Raw genomic sequence first — 18,128 nt, forward strand, 5'->3', positions numbered from 1 at the left:
AAAAAAAAGCCCGCATTTTCATGCGAGCTCTTCTTCAAATATGGCGGTGAGGGGGGGATTCGAACCCCCGATACGTTGCCGTATACACACTTTCCAGGCGTGCTCCTTCAGCCACTCGGACACCTCACCATATTGTTTTGCTGCCTGACCGCTTGGGGGGCAACGGGGCGCTACTATAGGGAGTTGCGCGAAAGCGGTCAAGCAGATTTTCTGCATTCGTGCTTGTTCGGTTAAGCCTTAATCAGCTTATGTCGTACAGCGCAGGATTAACGCTGCGAATCGAGCACTTCGCTGTTTTTCACCACCTCCTGCGCTTTGCCGTAGCTTTCGATCAGCAACTGGTAGGCCGGGAAGATGTGGGTGTATACCTCAGCCCATTCAGCCGCATCTTCACGGTTCCAGGTTCGCTGGATCTCAGAGGCCACAGCGGCGGTATCCATCGGCACCACGCCTGCCTGGACCACGCGGGCCAGGGTGATCTCCTGCGCCATTTTGCTGTAGGTGCCGGAGGCATCAATCACCGCAAACACTTTATATCCGTCCGCCACCGCGCTGATGGACGGGAAGGCCATGCAGACGCTGGTGATCGTGCCTGCAATAATTAACGTCTTGCGACCGGTAGCTTTTACCGCCGCCACGAATTCCGGGTTATCCCAGGCGTTGATCTCACCTTTGCGGGCCACATACTGCGCATGCGGCGCGTTGGCGTGGATCTCCGGGATAAGCGGGCCGTTCGGTCCCTGTGGAACGGAGGCGGTGGTGATCACCGGGATCTTCGCCAGCGTGGCGATCTTTGCCAGCGCCGCCGCACGGGCGCGCAGCTCCGGCATGGGCATGTCGCCGACGGTCTGGAACAGCCCGCTCTGGTGGTCGATAAGCAGCATGACGGCATCATTTACGTCAATGACGGGACGTTCACCGTTGAAGTTTGCAGGGGTAGACATATTGCGCTCCTTAATTACGTTCAGATCTGGCCAAAGCGGCCGGAGTTGAAATCACGAATGGCTTCCGCGATCTCGGTTTTACTGTTCATCACAAACGGGCCGTAGCCCACAATCGGTTCATTCAGCGGCTCACCGGCCATCAGCAGCAATTTCGCGTCGCTGTTCGCTTCCAGATGCAGCTTTTCACCGCTCTGACTTAGCACAACCAACTGCGCTTCACCCGCTGGCGTGGTGCCGTTCACCGTTACGCTGCCCTCAAGTACCACCAGCGCCGTGCTCCAGCCTTCGGGCTGGTTGAGCGTCAGATGGCTGCCCTGGTTAAGCGCGATATCCCAGACGTTCAGCGGTGAGAAGGTATGGGCCGGGCCCGTCACGTCCTCAAGGCGACCGGCGATGACCCGCAGCGTGCCGCTGTTATCCGGCAGCGTGACCACCGGGATATCCGCTTTAGTGATGCTCTGGTAGCCGGGCGTCGCCATTTTGTCTTTGGCGGGCAGGTTGACCCACAGCTGCATCATTTTTAGTTCACCGCCTTTCTGCGCGAAGGCGCTGGAGTGGAACTCCTCGTGCAGGATGCCTGCGCCCGCCGTCATCCACTGCACGTCGCCGGGGCCAATAACGCCGCCTCTGCCGGTGGAGTCGCGATGCTCTACTTCGCCGGCGTAAACGATGGTCACCGTTTCAAAGCCGCGATGAGGATGCTCGCCCACGCCGCGTTTCGCGCCGTCAGCCGGGAAGGTGTACGGTCCGGCATAGTCCAGCAGCAGAAACGGACTCAGCGGCTCGCCGTGCGTCTGGTAAGAAAACATTGAACGAACCGGGAAACCGTCACCCACCCAGTGCGGACGAGGTGCGGTATAAACGCCTGTTACGTTTTTCATGATGTACTCCTGATGTTCTGTTGATGTAATTAGCTTATATTCAGGGTTAATATCCCGGTAGATAGTGAAAATGACATTCACTGTTCTGAATATGGAACGATGAGGGCGTATGCAGGATCTCAATGATTTCGCGTGGTTTGTGAAGGTGGTGGACCATGGTGGATTTGCGGCGGCGGGTCGGGCGCTCGATCAGCCCAAGTCAAAACTGAGCCGGCGAATTGCCCAGCTGGAAGAGCGCCTTGGCGTGCGGTTGATCCAGCGCACCACCCGGCAGTTTACGGTGACGGAAGTGGGGCAGACGTTCTATCAGCACTGTAAAGCCATGCTGGTAGAGGCCGAAGCTGCGGAAGAGGCGGTGGCGGCGTTGCAGGCCGAGCCACGCGGCGTGGTCAGGATCACCTGTCCGGTCACCTTGCTGCACGTGCACGTGGGGCCCATGCTGGCGCGGTTTATGGCGCGCTATCCGGGGATCAATCTTCAGCTTGAGGCCACCAACCGACGGGTTGATCTGGTGGGAGAGGGCATCGACGTGGCGATCCGCGTTCGTCCACGTCCGTTTGATGACAGCGACCTGGTGTTAAGAGTGCTGGCAGACAGGGGACACTGCCTGGTGGCGAGCCCTGCGCTGATTGCGCGGATGGGTCACCCTGCCGTGCCCTCTGAGCTGAGCGAGTGGCCGGGTTTGAGCATGGGGGTGGGAAAGCAGCTGCACAGATGGGAGCTGAGCGGGCCGGAAGGAGCGAAAGCCGCGATTCATTACACGCCGCGCTTTATTACCACCGACATGCTGGCGCTGCGTGAAGCGGCGATGGCGGGGGTGGGCGTGGTGCAGCTGCCGATTTTGATGGTCAAGGATCAGCTGGCATCCGGGGAACTGGTAAGGGTGCTGGACGCATGGGAACCCCGACGGGAAGTGATTCACGCTGTTTATCCTTCCAGGCGAGGTTTGCTGCCGTCCGTCAGAACGCTGGTGGATTTTCTTACTGAAGAGTATGCGCGGATGGTGGAGGAGTAACGATCCCCTCGCCCTTTTGGGGAGAGGGTTAGGGTGAGGCGCTCAGGCTGCACCGAGCTGAATATAGCACCGGGGGGGATTGACTCGCTTCGCTCGCCCTGCGGGCAGCCTGTTCGCTTTGCTCACAGTCTGTCCAACTGGCTGCGCCAGTTGTCGAACCCCGGTCGGGGATTCTCATCCCCCCGCAGGCGTGCAACATGCGAAAAAAAAGCCCGCATTTTCATGCGAGCTCTTCTTCAAATATGGCGGTGAGGGGGGGATTCGAACCCCCGATACGTTGCCGTATACACACTTTCCAGGCGTGCTCCTTCAGCCACTCGGACACCTCACCATATTGTCATCCCGTTGTTGCTGGGACGGGCGCTAATGTAAGGAAAAGCCGAACTGCCGTCAACCCACTTTTTCAGTAATTTAGCGCGTTTAGACAAACTTCAGGCAACATGATTCTTAAATGTGCTGAAAGCGTCTTTTTTATCAACAACACGGTCGCGCAAGAAATTTGCTATGCTGACCATCCAGTTAAAAAGCAAAATAAATCAGCGCAATAAAAGGCAGGATTGACTATGGATATACTCTTCTATCACCCCACTTTTGATACGGCTTACTGGATTAAGGCACTTTCTGCGGCACTGCCAGGCGCTCGCGTTCGTGAGTGGAAGCGGGGCGATAACGAACATGCTGACTACGCGCTGGTCTGGCATCCGCCGGTAGAAATGCTCCAGGGCCGTAAGCTGAAGGCCGTGTTCGCGCTCGGGGCCGGCGTGGATTCCATTCTGAGCAAGCTGAAAGCACACCCTGAAATGCTGCCGGAAGATATTCCTCTGTTCCGCCTGGAAGATACCGGTATGGGCCAGCAAATGCAGGAATATGCCGTCAGCCAGGTGCTGCACTGGTTCCGCCGCTTTGATGACTATCAGGCGCTTAAGCAGCAATCCCGCTGGGAGCCGTTGCCTGAATATCCGCGCGAAGCGTTTACCGTTGGTATCCTCGGCGCGGGCGTGCTGGGTTCGAAAGTGGCTGAAGCGCTCGCGCCGTGGGGTTTCCCGCTGCGCTGCTGGAGCCGTAGCCGTAAAGACTATCCGGGCGTTGAGAGCTTTGCCGGAACGGATGAGCTTCCGGCCTTCCTGAACGGCACGCGTGTGCTGATTAACCTGCTGCCCAATACGGCGGAAACGGTGGGGATTATCAATGAAGGCCTGCTCAACCAGCTGGACGACCAGAGCTACCTGATGAACCTGGCGCGCGGCGTGCATCTGGTCGAGCCGGATCTGCTGAAGGCGCTGGATAGCGGGAAGCTTAAAGGCGCCATGCTGGATGTCTACAGCCGTGAGCCGCTGCCGGAGGAAAGCCCGCTGTGGCGACACCCGCGCGTGGCAATGACTCCGCACGTTGCCGCCGTGACGCGACCTGCCGAGGCGGTGGCCTATATCTCGCACACGATCGGTGAAATAGAGAAGGGTAACCCGGTCACCGGACAGGTCGACCGACAGCGCGGCTACTGATAGAAACCCGGCGTTCGCCGGGTTTTTGCTAATATTCGCCGCTGATAACTGCTATCCTTTGGAAAAAACGCAGAGGAGAGAAAGATGTATCCCGTTGACCTGCATATGCACACCGTCGCCAGCACCCACGCGTATAGCAACCTCCATGATTATATTGCCCAGGCGAAGCTTAAGGGCATCAAGCTGTTCGCGATAACCGATCACGGCCCGGATATGGCGGATGCGCCGCACTACTGGCATTTTGTGAATATGCGTATCTGGCCACGTCTGGTGGACGGCATTGGGATACTGCGCGGCATTGAGGCGAACATCAAAAACACCGACGGTGAAATTGACTGTACCGGCCCGATGCTGACCTCCTTAGATCTGATCCTTGCCGGCTTCCATGAGCCGGTTTTCCCGCCGCAGGATAAAGAAACCAATACCGCGGCGATGATTGCCACTATTGCCAGCGGCAATGTGCACATCATCAGCCATCCGGGCAATCCGAAATACCCGATTGATATTCAGGCCGTGGCGCAGGCCGCGGCGAAACACCGCGTGGCGCTGGAGATTAATAACTCCTCGTTCGTGCACTCGCGTAAAGGCAGTGAAGCCAACTGTCGCGAAGTGGCTGCCGCCGTGCGTGATGCGGGTGGCATGGTGGCGCTGGGCTCTGATTCGCACACGGCCTTCACGCTGGGGGATTTTAGCGAGTGCCTGAAAATATTGCAGGATGTGGATTTCCCGGAAGAGCGCATCCTGAACGTCACGCCGCGTCGTATGCTTGATTTCCTCGAGTCGCGCGGCATGGCGCCGATTGATGAATTTGCCGATCTTTAATTGAATAACGGAATAAAACAATGAATGAATTTTCCATCCTTTGCCGCGTGCTGGGCTCCCTGTATTACCGCCAGCCGCAGGACCCGCTGCTGGTGCCGCTGTTTACGCTGATTCGCGAAGGTAAACTGGCGCAGAACTGGCCGCTGGAACAGGATGAGTTACTGGAGCGCCTGCAGAAAAACTGCGATATGCAGCAGATCTCAACGGACTACAATGCTCTGTTCGTGGGCGAAGAGTGCCGCGTGTCGCCGTATCGTTCCGCCTGGCAGGAAGGAGCGACCGAAGCGGAAGTGCGGGCATTCCTTTCAGAACGCGGGATGCCGCTGAGCGATACCCCAGCCGATCATATCGGTACGCTGCTGCTGGCCGCGTCCTGGATCGAAGACAACGCTGGCGACGATGAAAATGAAGCCATCGGGATCCTCTTCGAAACGTATCTGCTGCCGTGGGTGGGGACCTTCCTGGGTAAAGTGGAAGCTCATGCCACCTCTCCGTTCTGGCGAACGCTGGCCCCGCTGACGCGTGACGCCATTGCAGCAATGTGGGACGAGCTGGAAGAAGAGAGCAAAGAGTGATGTAAATCACAGAAATCCTGCAACGATACATTTCAACTTGCACGTAATGTGCTTCTGATCTCATTTCTATGGCGCGCTTCTGCTAAGATGCGCGCCATGAACATATTACTTTGTATTGCAATCACGACGGGCATCCTCTCCGGTATTTGGGGATGGGTAGCGGTGTCTCTCGGTCTGTTAAGCTGGGCTGGCTTCCTGGGCTGCACGGCCTATTTCGCCTGTCCTCAGGGGGGGCTGAAAGGGCTCTTTATCTCAGGCTGCACGCTGATGAGCGGCGTTATCTGGGCGCTGGTCATCATGAAAGGCAGCGCGCTGGCGCCGCATCTGGAGATGCTGGGGTACGTCATGACGGGTGTCGTCGCCTTCCTGATGTGCATCCAGGCGAAGCATCTGCTGCTGTCGTTTGTGCCGGGAACCTTTATGGGGGCCTGCGCAACCTTTGCCGGGCAGGGGGACTGGAAGCTGGTGGTTCCTTCCCTGGCGCTGGGGCTGCTGTTTGGCTACGCCATGAAGAACAGCGGTCTTTGGCTGGCGGCGCGACGGGAAAAAACGCAAAACATCACCGCGATGAGTGAATAAAAAAAAGGCGAGATAATCATCTCGCCTTTTTTTATGCGCTGCCCGTCAGGATTCCGGAGGCACCGACATATCACGGTATTTCACCAGGATCGGGTTCTGCACGTCCGCTTTGTTTTGCAGATCCCACAGCCCGCGATCGATACCATCGTTGATTAAGAAGATCACGCCGGTTTCAATGGCTGACATAAGACACATCATGACCGGTTCGTTAGAGGTGTAGCCAATTTCTCCCTCCAGCAGGCGCTGGTAATCAATAAAGCGGAATACCCCAGCCTGAACTTCATAAGACAAAATCGTTTTGCTGGTGTTGACCGAAGAGAGGACTTCACCGGTACTGACGTTCACGACGCGCAGGTTAACCGCAATTTGGTCGAGCTGGTACTGGGTATCTGCGCCGATACCGAAGTAGCGCGCGCCCACGCCACCCGATTTCACGTTGCTCTCGTAACCGATAATCGACCCTTCAATCATCACGTTTGCGGCGGCCAGAGACTGCAGAGGCATCCGGTTATTGTCCGCAACGGTGCCATTCTCCTGCGCGGCACGAATGATTTTTCTTTCATTTAACAGGTTCTGAAGCCCCTGGCGTTCCAGCGGAATAAACCAGTGCGAATCTTTAAGTGCAGTCACCAGCATGGCGGTGGCGCTTTGCGGCACCGCGGTGGAGAAGTTACTTGCCGGATAAGGCTTAAATTGTCCGGTTTCATCCTGAATGTTGTATACCGAGACAAATATCTTGCCCGTAGGTGAAGGCAAATGGGTTAAATCACGGTAACTTTGGGCCCGCGGCATTAATGTGGGTTTTGCAGCTTCTTTAGGCGGAGCAGTTAAACAACCGCTCAATAAGCACACTGCAACAAATATCAGGAAGCGCTGCATGGTCGTTGTCCTTATTTAGCTATTGTTTAAAAGTCAGTTGAATTATTTTGCAGGCCGGAAACCTCTATGGTGGAAGTTTTTCCGGTTTTACGATCGGTCACATTCAACTGGAGCTGTCCATCCCTGTTGGCGATGTCGACGATAAAGTCGTTGGTCATCATTCGGCCGGGTTTGCCGGTATTAATGTTGGTCAGCAATCCCCCTAAAATCTGCGACTGGATAGCCTGGGTGAAGTTATCCAGTGCGGAAGGGGTATCAACGGTAAAATCCTGAAAGCTCGGATCTTTATAGGAGTTTTGTGCCTGAGCTTGATTCAGCAGAAAGGCACCGTTGTTGGGGTTACCGCCAAAGTTAGGGTTACGGAACTGGAAGGTCATATTTCCGGCCCAGCTCAGGGGAGCAATAAGCATGATCGAAACAACTGCATATGCAATACGCATGACAGCCTCCGCATATCGGTTCGCTAGAACTCATCTTTTGCTAAATCGCTGGTGCTTAATAGGGCTTTATCTATTTGCAGGCGATTAATAGCGTCTTCAGTTTGAGCCAGTGCTAAGGCTACGTTTTTTTCGAAGTCTGTTTTCGAGGGGAATAAAAACGTTTGATAAATAACGTCCTGATTGGCCGTTATGGTTATCCAGCTTCCCCAACGTGCACTGGGCCGCTCGTTGATTGTTAAATTACCCGTGTAAGGACTGTCCCATTTATCGCTGAAGGCCCGGTAAAAACTGTGCCCGATCGATGAGACAGTGTGGTCAGTTAACAATCCGGGAACTTCGACCTCAACGGCCTGCAGGTTCCCTGCAGCGAGCTGGAGACTCGCTGCGGCGATCCAACTCAACGTGCGCTTCATGTGATTAACGCCTGAGGTTATCGTTTGCCCATGAAACCGCCTGAGTTCGGTTTTTAACAGCTATCTTCTTGAAAAGATTATAAAGGTGCGTCTTTACCGTATTTTCGCTGATAAATAACGAACGGGCGATTTCAATATTTGAAGCACCAATGCGTAATTTGTTCAGGATCTCTTTCTCACGGTGGGTGAGCAGCGCTGATTCCGAACTGTTATAGCGGTAATTTCCGGAGTGCGTGATGAGGTAGCTGGCCAGCTTTTGCGAGAAATAGCATTCGCCGCGCAATATGCCTTGCAGACCATCTACCACCCGAACCTCTTCTTCAGTGACGTAGAACACGCCATTGATATGCGGCCAGCTTTCAATATCTCTGAAAGGATATTCATCAGGCGTATTCAATAATAACACGCGGATATTATTGTTTTTCCTGCTTAAGTTATCTTGCCAGTAATGGATAAGCTTTTTATCGGCTTCCATCATATCAAACAGAATGATGCTGCCAGGCGCAATATCATCAAAAGAACGTTGAATATTATGCAATTTCCCGTTCAGTGATAGAGATTGCTTTAAATGTTGTAATAAAGCTGTCGCTTGCAGAGAAGGTTTTGTGATCAACAGTAATGTATGACCATGTAAACTATGGACTTCATTATACATGATGAAACCCCACTTATTTTTGGCACCTGACAGCCGCCCTCTCTGTAAAGAAGAGGGCACCAGAAGTACTGACAGATGTTGCACTGCTGTGTGTAGAATCAGAACATAACCTCCACAGGGAGGTAAATATAAAACCAATTTCGTACATCTAATTTCAATCTAGCTTTTACGAATTTTAAAGCAAGTGTTAATCATGTAACAATATGTAAAAATCAATATTAATTTGTGAAAATTGCAGATTTTGAATGTTGCTATTTGATATGAAAGTTGTACATGGAAATAGTTGTGCATAGATTTTAAAAATCATAGAAATATAATTAACCAGTTAATATTTATAAGTATTTATTATTTTCTTTAGTTTGTACCCAAGTATGAGTAACTGATGCTTTCTAAGTCATGCCGCTCTGGTTTTTCTGGCTTAAGAAAACTCGCCTTGTGTCACGCCCTGAAGAAAATGTCATCCTGGCGTTACGCTTAAACAACGCGGGAAGGGGCATGGACGACTGTCTCGCCGTTGTACAATATGTCGCGCATAAATATTTCATAAAAAATAAAAACGGCCTGTGTCATGCCTTTTATGGTGCAAATTACAACTTTGTGGTGACCTGAAAAATAAAAATAAGCCGCGCGGGTGAGATATTTAAAATGTTTCAGCGGACATACTCTTCACCGTAACGACGCGTTAACAAAAACGAGTCGTTTAATACGAAATACGATCAGGGTGTTTTCAGGTAGCCGGGTCCAGGGTGACAACATGAAAAACACATCGTTATTTTTGATGTTTACATTACTGGGTGCGCCTGGATTTGTAACCGCCGCGAATTCAGATTTAGCAAACGCTGAATATAATTTTGCGGTTAATGAATTAAGTTATTCATCATTAAATCAGGCAGCCATTATTGGTCAACAGGGCGTATTTAATGACGCTCAGCTTCGCCAGGAAGGATCGAAACTCTTGTCCGTCATTTCTCAGGATGGGGCAGGCAACAGAGCGAGAGTTGATCAATCAGGGACTTACAATATTGCCTGGATCGATCAGAGCGGTAACGGGAACGATGCAGGTATTACGCAGGATGGATATGGTAATAGTGCGAAAATTATCCAGAAAGGGTCGGGTAATAGAGCAAATATTACGCAGTACGGTACGCAGAAAACCGCAGTTGTAGTGCAGAAACAGTCGCAGATGGCAATTCGCGTTATTCAGCGCTAGCTAATTCGCGACGACGTTAATCAATCCGATGGGGGTTTACCATGAAATTTATCAAAGTGGCAGCACTTGCAGCAATCGTCGTTTCTGGTAGTGCTATGGCTGGTATGATTAATCAGGGCGGATGGGGTCATGGACACGGTCATGGCCAGGGCGGAAACAGTGGTCCAAATTCAACCCTGAATATTTATCAGAACGGTGGCGGTAACTCCGCGCTGGCGTTGCAGACAGATGCCAGAAATTCCGTTCTTAATATTAGCCAGACCGGTGGCGGTAACGGGGCTGATGTCGGTCAGGGTTCTGACGACAGCAAAATCAACCTGACCCAGAACGGCTTTGGCAACAGTGCGACACTCGATCAGTGGAACAGCAAAAAATCCGTTATGAATGTTAGCCAGTACGGCGGCCTTAACGGTGCGCTCGTTGACCAGACGGCGTCTAACTCCACCGTCAACGTTACCCAGATCGGCTTTGGTAACCACGCGACAGCGCATCAGTACTGATACTGAAATCTGTACTACAAAAAACAGGGCCGATGCCCTGTTTTTTTTCGGGAGTTCCTCATGAATACCTTCATTCTCCTTGCCGCGCTTTCCGGGCAGATAACCTTTCAAACGTCACAGCAGGGAAATATGACGACTATTATTCCGCAGGTCATTTTGACGGAACCGTGTGATTGTCAGGTTCAGATCCTCTCTTTGAAGGAAGGGCAGAGTGGGCAAAGTGCTTCGCGACAGCAAAATACCCTTTTTATTCCCGCTAATCAGCCGATTGATTTAACGCGGTTGAGTTTAACTATTTCTGCGGAAGACACGATCAACATCGTTGTCACCGTCACGGATGGAAAAGCGCTTCATTTATCACAGCAGTGGTCGCCAGCCGGGGGTGCGCTGTAAATATTCATGAAATCAATGCATTGTGAATATTTGCCGTTGAACTAAGCTGTTATCAGGAACTGCGTTGTTAGGTTCCGTAACGTCAGCCTTCGTTTGCATAATGAAGCGCGTTTGCCCCTCATGGACGATTTTCATTGAGGAGTACATATCGTGACCCACTCTTTTGCACATCTTATTTCAGGCCTGGGCCTGCTTGTTTCGGCATTTATCGCTCCAGCTTATTCGGCCACGCTCGCGCAGGGCGGCGTTATTCACTTTCGCGGCGCAATCGTTGCTGACCCTTGCGAAGTTACCCAGCAGCAGCGGCAGCTGGCGGTGTCGTGTCCGGAAAAAAATCGTATGCAAACGCGTATGGTGAGTTACGGCGACGCGCTGAACGGCAAGGCGACGGCTTCCGGCCTGGCGACAGTGAATATGACGTACCTGAATCCTGAAAAAACGCTCGCGGTTGTTCAGATCCAGTACCGTTAATACCCGTGCACGCCCGTCGGCGGGCGCGGTTTTATGCCTATCGTTTTTCTCAATAACCCCTCTGCGATACACTTATAAAAAAGGCGGGCAGCAGAGGGGCTTTATGAAACCGCAAATTGAAGTTATTCATGGCGATATTACGACAGTTCATGTCGACGTCATCGTCAATGCGGCCAATCCTTCCCTGATGGGGGGAGGAGGCGTAGACGGCGCTATTCACCGGGCTGCCGGACCGCAGTTACTGGAAGCCTGTAAAATCGTGCGTCAGCAACAGGGTGAATGCCCACCGGGCCATGCGGTGATTACGCTGGCGGGCAACCTTCCTGCCAAAGCGGTGATTCATGCTGTCGGGCCCGTGTGGCACGGCGGAGACCAGCATGAAGCGAGCCTTCTGGAGGAGGCATACCGAAACTGTCTGCGGCTTGCCGCCGACAACGGCTATAAAACGATGGCGTTCCCGGCCATCAGCACCGGCGTGTATGGATATCCTAAGGCGGCAGCGGCGACCATCGCCGTCGAAACGGTTTACCGCTATTTGTCGCTTAAACCGCTGCCAGAGAAGGTGATTTTTGTCTGCTTCGATGAAGACACCACGCATCTTTATCAGCGGCTTCTGACTCAGCGCAGACAAGAGCTGGAGAGCTGAAGCGAAGGCGGCGCACCGTGAGTGCGCCGCGCTGCTCAGGCGGCTTTCGGCTGAGGTTTTCCTGAAAACAGGAAGCGCAGAAGAGGGATCCGCAGATGGATCTCGTAGAGTACGACGGCAATCCCCACCACAAACACCAGCCCGGTAAAGAAGCCCAGCGTGTTGGATGCGATATGCGGCGTGATGTATGCCCCGAAGAACAGCGTCAACGGGTGGTGCACCAGATAGATAAACAGTGAGGCATTGACGAAGTAGGTCACGCGGCTGGACTTAAAGTTCAGCAAACGGTGGCCGAGCGCGAACACCACGTTCACCATCCACAAGCCCAACAGCATGGTGATCACGCTTTCCGTTTCATACATCCAGGCGTCGCCACTCCCGTAGCGCTGGTTCAGCAGGTAGGCCGCAAACGCGATGGCCGCACCCACCGCGCACCACGGTGACGGGGTGGTAAACAGCGCTTTAAGCCTCGGATGAATAAAGGCCAGCGCGCCAATCAAAAAGAACGGAATGTAGAACAGCGACTGCATCACCACAAAATTGAACAGGCCGTCGCTCAGTATCGGTGGATAGACAATAAAAAGCGTGCGTCTCACCGCGGCATAGGCGATCCCCAGCAGTAAAAAGAGCACCGACAGCTTGCCCAGCGTGACGTTAGCGAAGAAAGAGTCTGCTGTTGTGCTGAGATGACGGCGCAGGCGGCTGAAAATCACCAGACTGACCGTGGTCAGCACCACCAGAACCAGCAGGAACCAGAGGTGAGACACCAGCTCCCAGACCAGCGTGTTGTACTTTTCATACAGCGAGAGATTCGGCCAGTTTTCCGCCTTGCCTTTAACGTATTGCAGCATAATGAACTGCGGCAGCGTCAGGAGCGGTATGGCGGTTAACATGGGAATACCTACGCGCTCCACGCGCACTTTCCACCAGCGCTTAAGCGGATAGCGTAAAAAAAGCATGTACGAGAAATAGCCGGAGATGACAAAAAACACCTGCATGCGGAAGGCGTGAATAAAGTCATTAAACAGCGTCAGCCACCAGGAGGGCATCTGGCTATTAACATGCCACGTGTGGCTGGAGTAAATCAGTGAAATATGAAAGGGGATCCCCAATAGCATCAGCCATGCCCGGATCGAGTCGAGGAAATATTCCCGTTGTATCGGTGTTGTGCTCATATAACGTTGCGCATTCTCAGACTTTTCGCCTTATCCCTAAGGCTCATAATGGTTACATTCGACGCCAACCCTACACCAAGACCGACACACTGTCTCCAGGATAAGCACGCAAAGTGAATAACGGGTTCTTTCATTTGCTTAATCCATGAGCCAGCAGCTGAACAAAGCAGTGATTATGTTGTCGGATTGCCTGAGTTTCCATTAAAATGGATCGGATCGATATAAGCACACAAAGGGGGAAGTGCTTACTTATTATGAAACATAAACCACAGATGATGAAAATGCGTTGGTTGGGTGTTGCGGTGGTGTTATCACTGTATACCTCATCGGCACTGGCCTTTAACATCGACGATGTCGCAAAACAGGCAAAATCGATGGCAGGCAAGAGCTACGAAGCGCCGAAAAGTAACCTGCCCTCCGTTTTCCGCGACATGAAGTATGCGGACTATCAGCAGATCCAGTTCAACCACGATAAAGCGTACTGGAACAACGTTAAAACCCCGTTCAAGCTTGAATTTTATCATCAGGGTATGTACTTCGACACGCCTGTTGCCATCAATGAAGTGACGGCGACCGCGGTACGTAAGATCAAGTACAGCCCGGATTACTTCAATTTTGGCAATGTGCAGCACGATAAAGATACGGTGAAAGACCTGGGCTTCGCAGGCTTCAAGGTGCTTTACCCGATCAACAGCAAAGATAAAAACGACGAAATCGTTAGCATGCTTGGCGCCAGCTACTTCCGCGTGATTGGCGCGGGGCAGGTGTACGGGCTTTCTGCGCGCGGTCTGGCTATTGATACCGCGCTGCCATCAGGTGAAGAGTTCCCGCGTTTCCGCGAGTTCTGGATTGAGCGTCCAAAACCAACGGACAAACGTCTGACTATTTATGCGCTGCTGGATTCCCCACGCGCAACCGGTGCCTATCGCTTTGTGATTATGCCAGGTCGTGACACGGTCGTTGACGTGCAGTCTAAGGTTTACCTGCGTGACAAAGTGGGCAAACTGGGCGTCGCTCCGCTGACCAGTATGTTCCTGTTTGGGCCGAACCAGCCGTCACCGGCAACCAACTTCCGCCCGGAACTGCATGACTCCAACGGTCTGTCTATTCATGCCGGTAACGGTGAGTGGATCTGGCGTCCGCTGAATAACCCGAAACATCTGGCGGTCAGCAGCTTTGCGATGGAAAACCCGCAGGGCTTTGGCCTGCTGCAACGTGGCCGTCAGTTCTCTCGCTTTGAAGATCTCGACGACCGCTATGACCTGCGTCCAAGCGCCTGGGTTACGCCGAAAGGCGACTGGGGTAAAGGCAAGGTAGAGCTGGTTGAAATCCCAACCAACGACGAAACCAACGACAACATCGTCGCATACTGGACGCCGGATCAGCTGCCGGAAGCCGGTAAAGAGATGAACTTCAAGTACACCATTACCTTCAGCCGCGACGAAGATAAGCTGCATGCGCCGGATAACGCGTATGTGACGCAGACTCGCCGCTCTACGGGTGACGTGAAGCAGTCTAACCTGATCCGTCAGCCTGACGGTACGGTAGCGTTTGTTGTGGACTTCACCGGCCAGGATATGAAGAAACTGTCTCCTGATACTGCGGTGTCGGCCCAGGCCAGCATCGGTGACAACGGTGAAATCGTAGAGAACACCGTGCGTTACAACCCGGTAACCAAAGGCTGGCGTCTGACCCTGCGCGTGAAAGTGAAAGATCCGAAACAGACCACTGAAATGCGTGCTGCGCTGGTCAGTGAAGATCAGCCGCTGAGTGAAACCTGGAGCTACCAGCTACCTGCCAATGAATAATACATCTGAATATATTGATGCCATGCCGCTGACGGATATCGAAAAAGCGGCGCTGCCTAAGAGCGACATCCGCGCGGTTCATACCGCGCTGGATGGCGAACATCGTCAGTTTTCCCGTGATGATGATACGCCGCTGGGGTCAGTCAAGGCGCGTCTGGAGCAGGCCTGGCCGGACTCGCTGGCAGAAGGGCAGTTGATTAAAGACGACGAAGGACGCGATCAGCTTCAGGCGATGCCGAAAGCGACGCGTTCCTCAATGTTCCCCGATCCATGGCGCACCAACCCGGTTGGCCGCTTCTGGGATCGCCTGCGCGGGCGTGACGTCACGCCGCGCTATCTGTCGCGCCTGACGAAAGAAGAGCAGGCCTCCGAACAGAAATGGCGTACCGTGGGGACAATTCGCCGTTATATCCTGCTGCTTCTGACGCTGGCGCAGACGGTTGTCGCGACCTGGTATATGAAAACCATTCTGCCTTACCAGGGCTGGGCGTTTATCAACCCGACGGACATGATGGGCCAGGATCTCTGGGTCTCCTTCATGCAGCTGCTACCGTATATCCTGCAGAGCGGCATTCTCCTGCTGTTCGCGGTCCTCTTCTGCTGGGTCTCGGCCGGTTTCTGGACCGCGCTGATGGGCTTCCTGCAGCTGCTGATGGGACGGGACAAGTACAGCATTTCGGCGTCAACGGTCGGGGATGAACCCCTCAATCCCGAGCACCGTACCGCACTGATTATGCCTATCTGTAACGAAGACGTTGACCGCGTATTTGCGGGGCTGCGTGCAACCTGGGAGTCCGTAAAGGCAACCGGTAATGCGGCGCATTTCGACGTTTACATCCTGAGCGACAGTTACAACCCGGATATCTGCGTGGCAGAACAAAAAGCCTGGATGGAGCTGATTGCAGAAGTGCAGGGCGAAGGACAGATCTTCTACCGCCGCCGCCGCCGTCGCGTGAAGCGTAAAAGCGGCAACATCGATGACTTCTGCCGCCGCTGGGGTAACCAGTACAGCTACATGGTCGTGCTGGATGCTGACTCCGTCATGAGCGGTGACTGCCTGAGCGGTCTGGTGCGTCTGATGGAAGCCAACCCGAACGCGGGGATCATTCAGTCTTCGCCAAAAGCATCCGGCATGGACACCCTGTACGCGCGCTGCCAGCAGTTCGCCACCCGTGTTTACGGCCCGCTGTTTACCGCCGGTCTGCACTTCTGGCAGTTGGGTGAGTCGCACTACTGGGGCCACAACGCCATTATCCGCGTGAAGCCGTTCATCGAACACTGTGCGCTGGCGCCGCTGCCGGGCGAGGGTTCGTTTGCCGGTTCGATTTTGTCGCATGACTTCGTGGAAGCGGCGCTGATGCGTCGTGCTGGCTGGGGCGTCTGGATTGCCTACGACCTGCCGGGATCGTACGAAGAGCTGCCGCCGAACCTGCTGGACGAGCTCAAGCGCGACCGCCGCTGGTGTCACGGTAACCTGATGAACTTCCGCCTGTTCCTCGTAAAAGGGATGCACCCGGTTCACCGTGCGGTGTTCCTGACGGGCGTAATGTCTTATCTCTCCGCACCGCTGTGGTTTATGTTCCTCGCGCTCTCCACTGCGCTGCAGGTCGTCCATGCCCTGACGGAGCCGCAATACTTCCTGCAACCGCGCCAGCTGTTCCCGGTGTGGCCGCAGTGGCGTCCGGAGCTGGCGATTGCGCTGTTTGCTTCCACCATGGTGCTGCTGTTCCTGCCTAAGCTGCTCAGTATCATCCTGATCTGGTGCAAAGGCTCGAAAGAGTACGGCGGATTCTTCCGCGTCACCCTTTCGCTACTGCTGGAAGTGCTGTTCTCCGTGCTGCTGGCGCCGGTGCGTATGCTGTTCCACACCGTGTTTGTGGTCAGTGCCTTCCTGGGCTGGGAAGTGGTCTGGAACTCACCGCAGCGTGATGACGACTCCACGCCGTGGAGTGAAGCCTTCATGCGCCACGGCTCTCAGCTGCTGCTGGGCCTGGTGTGGGCGGCCGGAATGGCCTGGCTGGATCTGCGCTTCCTGTTCTGGCTGGCGCCGATTGTCTTCTCGCTGATCCTGTCGCCGTTTGTGTCCGTGATCTCCAGCCGTTCAACGGTAGGGCTGCGTACCAAACGCTGGAAACTGTTCCTTATCCCGGAAGAGTATTCCCCGCCGCAGGTGCTGGTGGATACCGATACCTATCTGGAGCAGAACCGTAACCGCACGCTGGACGATGGCTTTATGCACGCCGTGTTTAATCCGTCATTCAACGCTCTGGCGACGGCAATGGCCACCGCGCGCCACCGCGCAAGCCAGGTGCTGGAGATTGCCCGCGATCGTCACGTTGAGCAGGCGCTTAATGAGACTCCGGAAAAACTCAATCGCGACCGTCGTCTGGTGCTGCTGAGCGATCCGGTCACGATGGCAAGACTTCACTATCGCGTATGGTCCGCTCCGGAGAAGTACTCTTCGTGGGTGAACTACTACAAAGAGCTGAAGCTGAACCCGCTGGCGCTGAAGGCGAAGTAAGCGGTTAAGCAAGGCGGGTAAGCAAAGCGCCACCCGCCAGATAAAATACCGGCTGTGAGGCCGGTATTTTTTTAGAGGTTACTGATGAAAATAATCATCGTCGTCATGATGGCATGCCTGCTGAGCGGCTGCGGCAGCATCATCAGCCGCACTATTCCAGGTCAGGGCCATGGCAACCAGTACTACCCGGGCGTAAAATGGGATGTCCGTGATTCCGCATGGCGCTACCTGACGGTGCTCGATCTGCCGTTCTCGCTGATTTTCGACACGCTGTTGCTGCCCATCGATGCCAGCCACGGCCCGTACGAGTAGCGTAAATTAACGCTCGTCCCATTCATCGGCTGCGGTTTGACCTTCTTCCGTATCCAGCGGTGGCTCGAGCTGAAATTCGCCCTCATCCCACTCGTGCAGCGTATTCTCCTCCAGCCATTCCTGGCGTAACTCGATTTCATCATAGTCGCCATCAAACACGGCCTGCGCACCTGCACCGCTCAGGACCGGCAAACATTCTCCTTCTTCGCCTTCATCGGCAAAGAACTCGGCCTGCCACATAATATCTCCATCCTGCAGAACATATTTTTGGATATTAAGTTGTTGCACGTCAGCATCTTCTTCCTCAACGCCGGGATTATCGGCAAGGAACTCTTCACGAGCGGCATCAATAGCTTCTTCCAGCGTGGCGTACATGGTCATTGGTGT

21 protein-coding genes and 2 tRNA genes are annotated in these 18,128 nt (G+C 53.9%); 13 read left to right on the forward strand and 10 right to left on the reverse strand.

The window, feature by feature from the left end; all coding sequences use genetic code 11:
- Window positions 1-41: 41 nt before the first annotated feature.
- The 3 genes from ACMWL8_RS05880 to ACMWL8_RS05890 form a co-directional block, all read right to left on the reverse strand.
- Window positions 42-129, reverse strand: a tRNA-Ser gene (locus ACMWL8_RS05880).
- A 137-nt stretch (window positions 130-266) separates the two neighbouring features.
- Entirely contained in the window at window positions 267-944 is a 678-nt protein-coding gene (locus tag ACMWL8_RS05885) for an isochorismatase family protein (RefSeq protein WP_045261664.1), read from the reverse strand.
- 20 nt (window positions 945-964) lie between these two features.
- On the reverse strand, window positions 965-1,825 hold the full coding sequence (locus ACMWL8_RS05890) for a pirin family protein (protein WP_045261663.1): 861 nt from the start codon (window positions 1,823-1,825) through the stop codon (window positions 965-967).
- Between the two features lie 109 nt (window positions 1,826-1,934).
- Between ACMWL8_RS05890 and ACMWL8_RS05895 the strand changes: the two genes are divergently transcribed.
- Window positions 1,935-2,840, forward strand: coding sequence for a LysR family transcriptional regulator (locus ACMWL8_RS05895; protein WP_059356856.1), 906 nt, complete (start codon window positions 1,935-1,937; stop codon window positions 2,838-2,840).
- A gap of 243 nt (window positions 2,841-3,083) precedes the next feature.
- Here the strand turns inward: ACMWL8_RS05895 and ACMWL8_RS05900 are convergent.
- Window positions 3,084-3,171, reverse strand: a tRNA-Ser gene (locus ACMWL8_RS05900).
- 232 nt (window positions 3,172-3,403) lie between these two features.
- On the opposite strand from ACMWL8_RS05900, the gene ghrA reads away from it, so the two are divergent.
- From ghrA to ACMWL8_RS05920, 4 genes are all read left to right on the forward strand, one after another.
- Window positions 3,404-4,342 (forward strand): glyoxylate/hydroxypyruvate reductase GhrA, encoded by a 939-nt coding sequence (gene ghrA, locus ACMWL8_RS05905; RefSeq protein ID WP_028012670.1) that lies wholly within the window; start codon window positions 3,404-3,406, stop codon window positions 4,340-4,342.
- 84 nt (window positions 4,343-4,426) lie between these two features.
- Window positions 4,427-5,164, forward strand: a complete 738-nt coding sequence (locus tag ACMWL8_RS05910) for a phosphatase (protein ID WP_028012671.1) — start codon at window positions 4,427-4,429, stop codon at window positions 5,162-5,164.
- A 20-nt stretch (window positions 5,165-5,184) separates the two neighbouring features.
- A complete protein-coding gene (locus ACMWL8_RS05915) occupies window positions 5,185-5,739 on the forward strand; it encodes a molecular chaperone (protein ID WP_045261661.1) in 555 nt (184 codons plus the stop codon).
- 96 nt (window positions 5,740-5,835) lie between these two features.
- Window positions 5,836-6,318 (forward strand): DUF1097 domain-containing protein, encoded by a 483-nt coding sequence (locus ACMWL8_RS05920; protein WP_072252624.1) that lies wholly within the window; start codon window positions 5,836-5,838, stop codon window positions 6,316-6,318.
- 45 nt (window positions 6,319-6,363) lie between these two features.
- On the opposite strand, the gene csgG is transcribed toward ACMWL8_RS05920, so the two are convergent.
- The 4 genes from csgG to csgD are packed head-to-tail and all read right to left on the reverse strand — an operon-like array spanning window position 6,364 to window position 8,705.
- Window positions 6,364-7,197: a curli production assembly/transport protein CsgG gene (csgG, locus tag ACMWL8_RS05925; protein ID WP_028012674.1), complete on the reverse strand. Its 834-nt coding sequence runs from the start codon at window positions 7,195-7,197 to the stop codon at window positions 6,364-6,366.
- A 26-nt stretch (window positions 7,198-7,223) separates the two neighbouring features.
- Window positions 7,224-7,637 carry a curli production assembly/transport protein CsgF gene (gene csgF / locus ACMWL8_RS05930; protein ID WP_028012675.1) on the reverse strand — a complete coding sequence of 138 codons (414 nt, stop codon included), beginning with the start codon at window positions 7,635-7,637 and terminating at the stop codon, window positions 7,224-7,226.
- Between the two features lie 23 nt (window positions 7,638-7,660).
- Complete coding sequence (csgE, locus tag ACMWL8_RS05935) at window positions 7,661-8,050, reverse strand: curli production assembly/transport protein CsgE (protein WP_045261659.1); 390 nt, start codon at window positions 8,048-8,050, stop codon at window positions 7,661-7,663.
- Window positions 8,051-8,054: 4 nt separating this feature from the next.
- The gene (csgD, locus tag ACMWL8_RS05940) at window positions 8,055-8,705 is read right to left on the reverse strand and encodes a biofilm master transcriptional regulator CsgD (RefSeq protein ID WP_028012677.1); all 651 of its coding nucleotides are present in this window, start codon (window positions 8,703-8,705) and stop codon (window positions 8,055-8,057) included.
- Window positions 8,706-9,459: 754 nt separating this feature from the next.
- Between csgD and csgB the strand changes: the two genes are divergently transcribed.
- The 5 genes from csgB (at window position 9,460) to ymdB (ending at window position 11,925) form a co-directional block, all read left to right on the forward strand.
- The gene (csgB, locus tag ACMWL8_RS05945; RefSeq protein ID WP_028012679.1) at window positions 9,460-9,915 is read left to right on the forward strand and encodes a curli minor subunit CsgB; all 456 of its coding nucleotides are present in this window, start codon (window positions 9,460-9,462) and stop codon (window positions 9,913-9,915) included.
- A gap of 41 nt (window positions 9,916-9,956) precedes the next feature.
- Complete coding sequence (csgA, locus tag ACMWL8_RS05950) at window positions 9,957-10,415, forward strand: curli major subunit CsgA (RefSeq protein WP_028012680.1); 459 nt, start codon at window positions 9,957-9,959, stop codon at window positions 10,413-10,415.
- 60 nt (window positions 10,416-10,475) lie between these two features.
- Complete coding sequence (gene csgC / locus ACMWL8_RS05955; protein WP_041910536.1) at window positions 10,476-10,808, forward strand: curli assembly chaperone CsgC; 333 nt, start codon at window positions 10,476-10,478, stop codon at window positions 10,806-10,808.
- 150 nt (window positions 10,809-10,958) lie between these two features.
- On the forward strand, window positions 10,959-11,279 hold the full coding sequence (locus ACMWL8_RS05960; RefSeq protein ID WP_045261657.1) for a type 1 fimbrial protein: 321 nt from the start codon (window positions 10,959-10,961) through the stop codon (window positions 11,277-11,279).
- Between the two features lie 103 nt (window positions 11,280-11,382).
- The gene (ymdB, locus tag ACMWL8_RS05965) at window positions 11,383-11,925 is read left to right on the forward strand and encodes an O-acetyl-ADP-ribose deacetylase (RefSeq protein ID WP_028012683.1); all 543 of its coding nucleotides are present in this window, start codon (window positions 11,383-11,385) and stop codon (window positions 11,923-11,925) included.
- A 35-nt stretch (window positions 11,926-11,960) separates the two neighbouring features.
- Here ymdB and mdoC read toward each other — a convergent pair whose 3' ends face one another.
- Window positions 11,961-13,100, reverse strand: a complete 1,140-nt coding sequence (gene mdoC, locus ACMWL8_RS05970; protein WP_041910534.1) for a glucans biosynthesis protein MdoC — start codon at window positions 13,098-13,100, stop codon at window positions 11,961-11,963.
- Between the two features lie 254 nt (window positions 13,101-13,354).
- Between mdoC and mdoG the strand changes: the two genes are divergently transcribed.
- From mdoG to ACMWL8_RS05985, 3 genes are all read left to right on the forward strand, one after another.
- Window positions 13,355-14,908, forward strand: coding sequence for a glucans biosynthesis protein MdoG (mdoG, locus tag ACMWL8_RS05975; protein ID WP_028012685.1), 1,554 nt, complete (start codon window positions 13,355-13,357; stop codon window positions 14,906-14,908).
- Entirely contained in the window at window positions 14,901-17,429 is a 2,529-nt protein-coding gene (mdoH, locus tag ACMWL8_RS05980) for a glucans biosynthesis glucosyltransferase MdoH (RefSeq protein WP_041910533.1), read from the forward strand. The genes mdoG and mdoH overlap by 8 nt, the downstream gene beginning before the upstream one ends.
- Window positions 17,430-17,513: 84 nt before the next feature.
- Window positions 17,514-17,741, forward strand: coding sequence for a YceK/YidQ family lipoprotein (locus ACMWL8_RS05985; RefSeq protein WP_013097162.1), 228 nt, complete (start codon window positions 17,514-17,516; stop codon window positions 17,739-17,741).
- A gap of 6 nt (window positions 17,742-17,747) precedes the next feature.
- Here the strand turns inward: ACMWL8_RS05985 and ACMWL8_RS05990 are convergent, their stop codons facing one another.
- Window positions 17,748-18,122, reverse strand: a complete 375-nt coding sequence (locus ACMWL8_RS05990) for a MysB family protein (RefSeq protein ID WP_028012687.1) — start codon at window positions 18,120-18,122, stop codon at window positions 17,748-17,750.
- Between the last annotated feature and the right edge of the window lie 6 nt (window positions 18,123-18,128).

This window comes from Enterobacter sp. 04-C-12-SI-ECC (genome assembly GCF_047530715.1).
Lineage (GTDB): Bacteria > Pseudomonadota > Gammaproteobacteria > Enterobacterales > Enterobacteriaceae > Enterobacter > Enterobacter bugandensis.

Excerpts from the sequence above, each read along its gene's own strand:
- mdoH (WP_041910533.1), top strand. The coding sequence starts at position 14,901 with ATGAATAATACATCTGAATATATTGATGCCATGCCGCTGACGGATATC.
- csgD (WP_028012677.1), bottom strand. The coding sequence starts at position 8,705 with ATGTATAATGAAGTCCATAGTTTACATGGTCATACATTACTGTTGATC.
- ACMWL8_RS05915 (WP_045261661.1), top strand. The coding sequence starts at position 5,185 with ATGAATGAATTTTCCATCCTTTGCCGCGTGCTGGGCTCCCTGTATTAC.
- csgG (WP_028012674.1), bottom strand. The coding sequence starts at position 7,197 with ATGCAGCGCTTCCTGATATTTGTTGCAGTGTGCTTATTGAGCGGTTGT.
- ACMWL8_RS05990 (WP_028012687.1), bottom strand. The coding sequence starts at position 18,122 with ATGACCATGTACGCCACGCTGGAAGAAGCTATTGATGCCGCTCGTGAA.
- ACMWL8_RS05885 (WP_045261664.1), bottom strand. The coding sequence starts at position 944 with ATGTCTACCCCTGCAAACTTCAACGGTGAACGTCCCGTCATTGACGTA.
- ACMWL8_RS05920 (WP_072252624.1), top strand. The coding sequence starts at position 5,836 with ATGAACATATTACTTTGTATTGCAATCACGACGGGCATCCTCTCCGGT.
- csgE (WP_045261659.1), bottom strand. The coding sequence starts at position 8,050 with ATGAAGCGCACGTTGAGTTGGATCGCCGCAGCGAGTCTCCAGCTCGCT.
- ACMWL8_RS05985 (WP_013097162.1), top strand. The coding sequence starts at position 17,514 with ATGAAAATAATCATCGTCGTCATGATGGCATGCCTGCTGAGCGGCTGC.
- ghrA (WP_028012670.1), top strand. The coding sequence starts at position 3,404 with ATGGATATACTCTTCTATCACCCCACTTTTGATACGGCTTACTGGATT.
- mdoC (WP_041910534.1), bottom strand. The coding sequence starts at position 13,100 with ATGAGCACAACACCGATACAACGGGAATATTTCCTCGACTCGATCCGG.
- csgA (WP_028012680.1), top strand. The coding sequence starts at position 9,957 with ATGAAATTTATCAAAGTGGCAGCACTTGCAGCAATCGTCGTTTCTGGT.
- mdoG (WP_028012685.1), top strand. The coding sequence starts at position 13,355 with ATGAAACATAAACCACAGATGATGAAAATGCGTTGGTTGGGTGTTGCG.
- ACMWL8_RS05910 (WP_028012671.1), top strand. The coding sequence starts at position 4,427 with ATGTATCCCGTTGACCTGCATATGCACACCGTCGCCAGCACCCACGCG.
- ACMWL8_RS05890 (WP_045261663.1), bottom strand. The coding sequence starts at position 1,825 with ATGAAAAACGTAACAGGCGTTTATACCGCACCTCGTCCGCACTGGGTG.
- csgC (WP_041910536.1), top strand. The coding sequence starts at position 10,476 with ATGAATACCTTCATTCTCCTTGCCGCGCTTTCCGGGCAGATAACCTTT.
- ACMWL8_RS05895 (WP_059356856.1), top strand. The coding sequence starts at position 1,935 with ATGCAGGATCTCAATGATTTCGCGTGGTTTGTGAAGGTGGTGGACCAT.
- csgB (WP_028012679.1), top strand. The coding sequence starts at position 9,460 with ATGAAAAACACATCGTTATTTTTGATGTTTACATTACTGGGTGCGCCT.
- ymdB (WP_028012683.1), top strand. The coding sequence starts at position 11,383 with ATGAAACCGCAAATTGAAGTTATTCATGGCGATATTACGACAGTTCAT.
- csgF (WP_028012675.1), bottom strand. The coding sequence starts at position 7,637 with ATGCGTATTGCATATGCAGTTGTTTCGATCATGCTTATTGCTCCCCTG.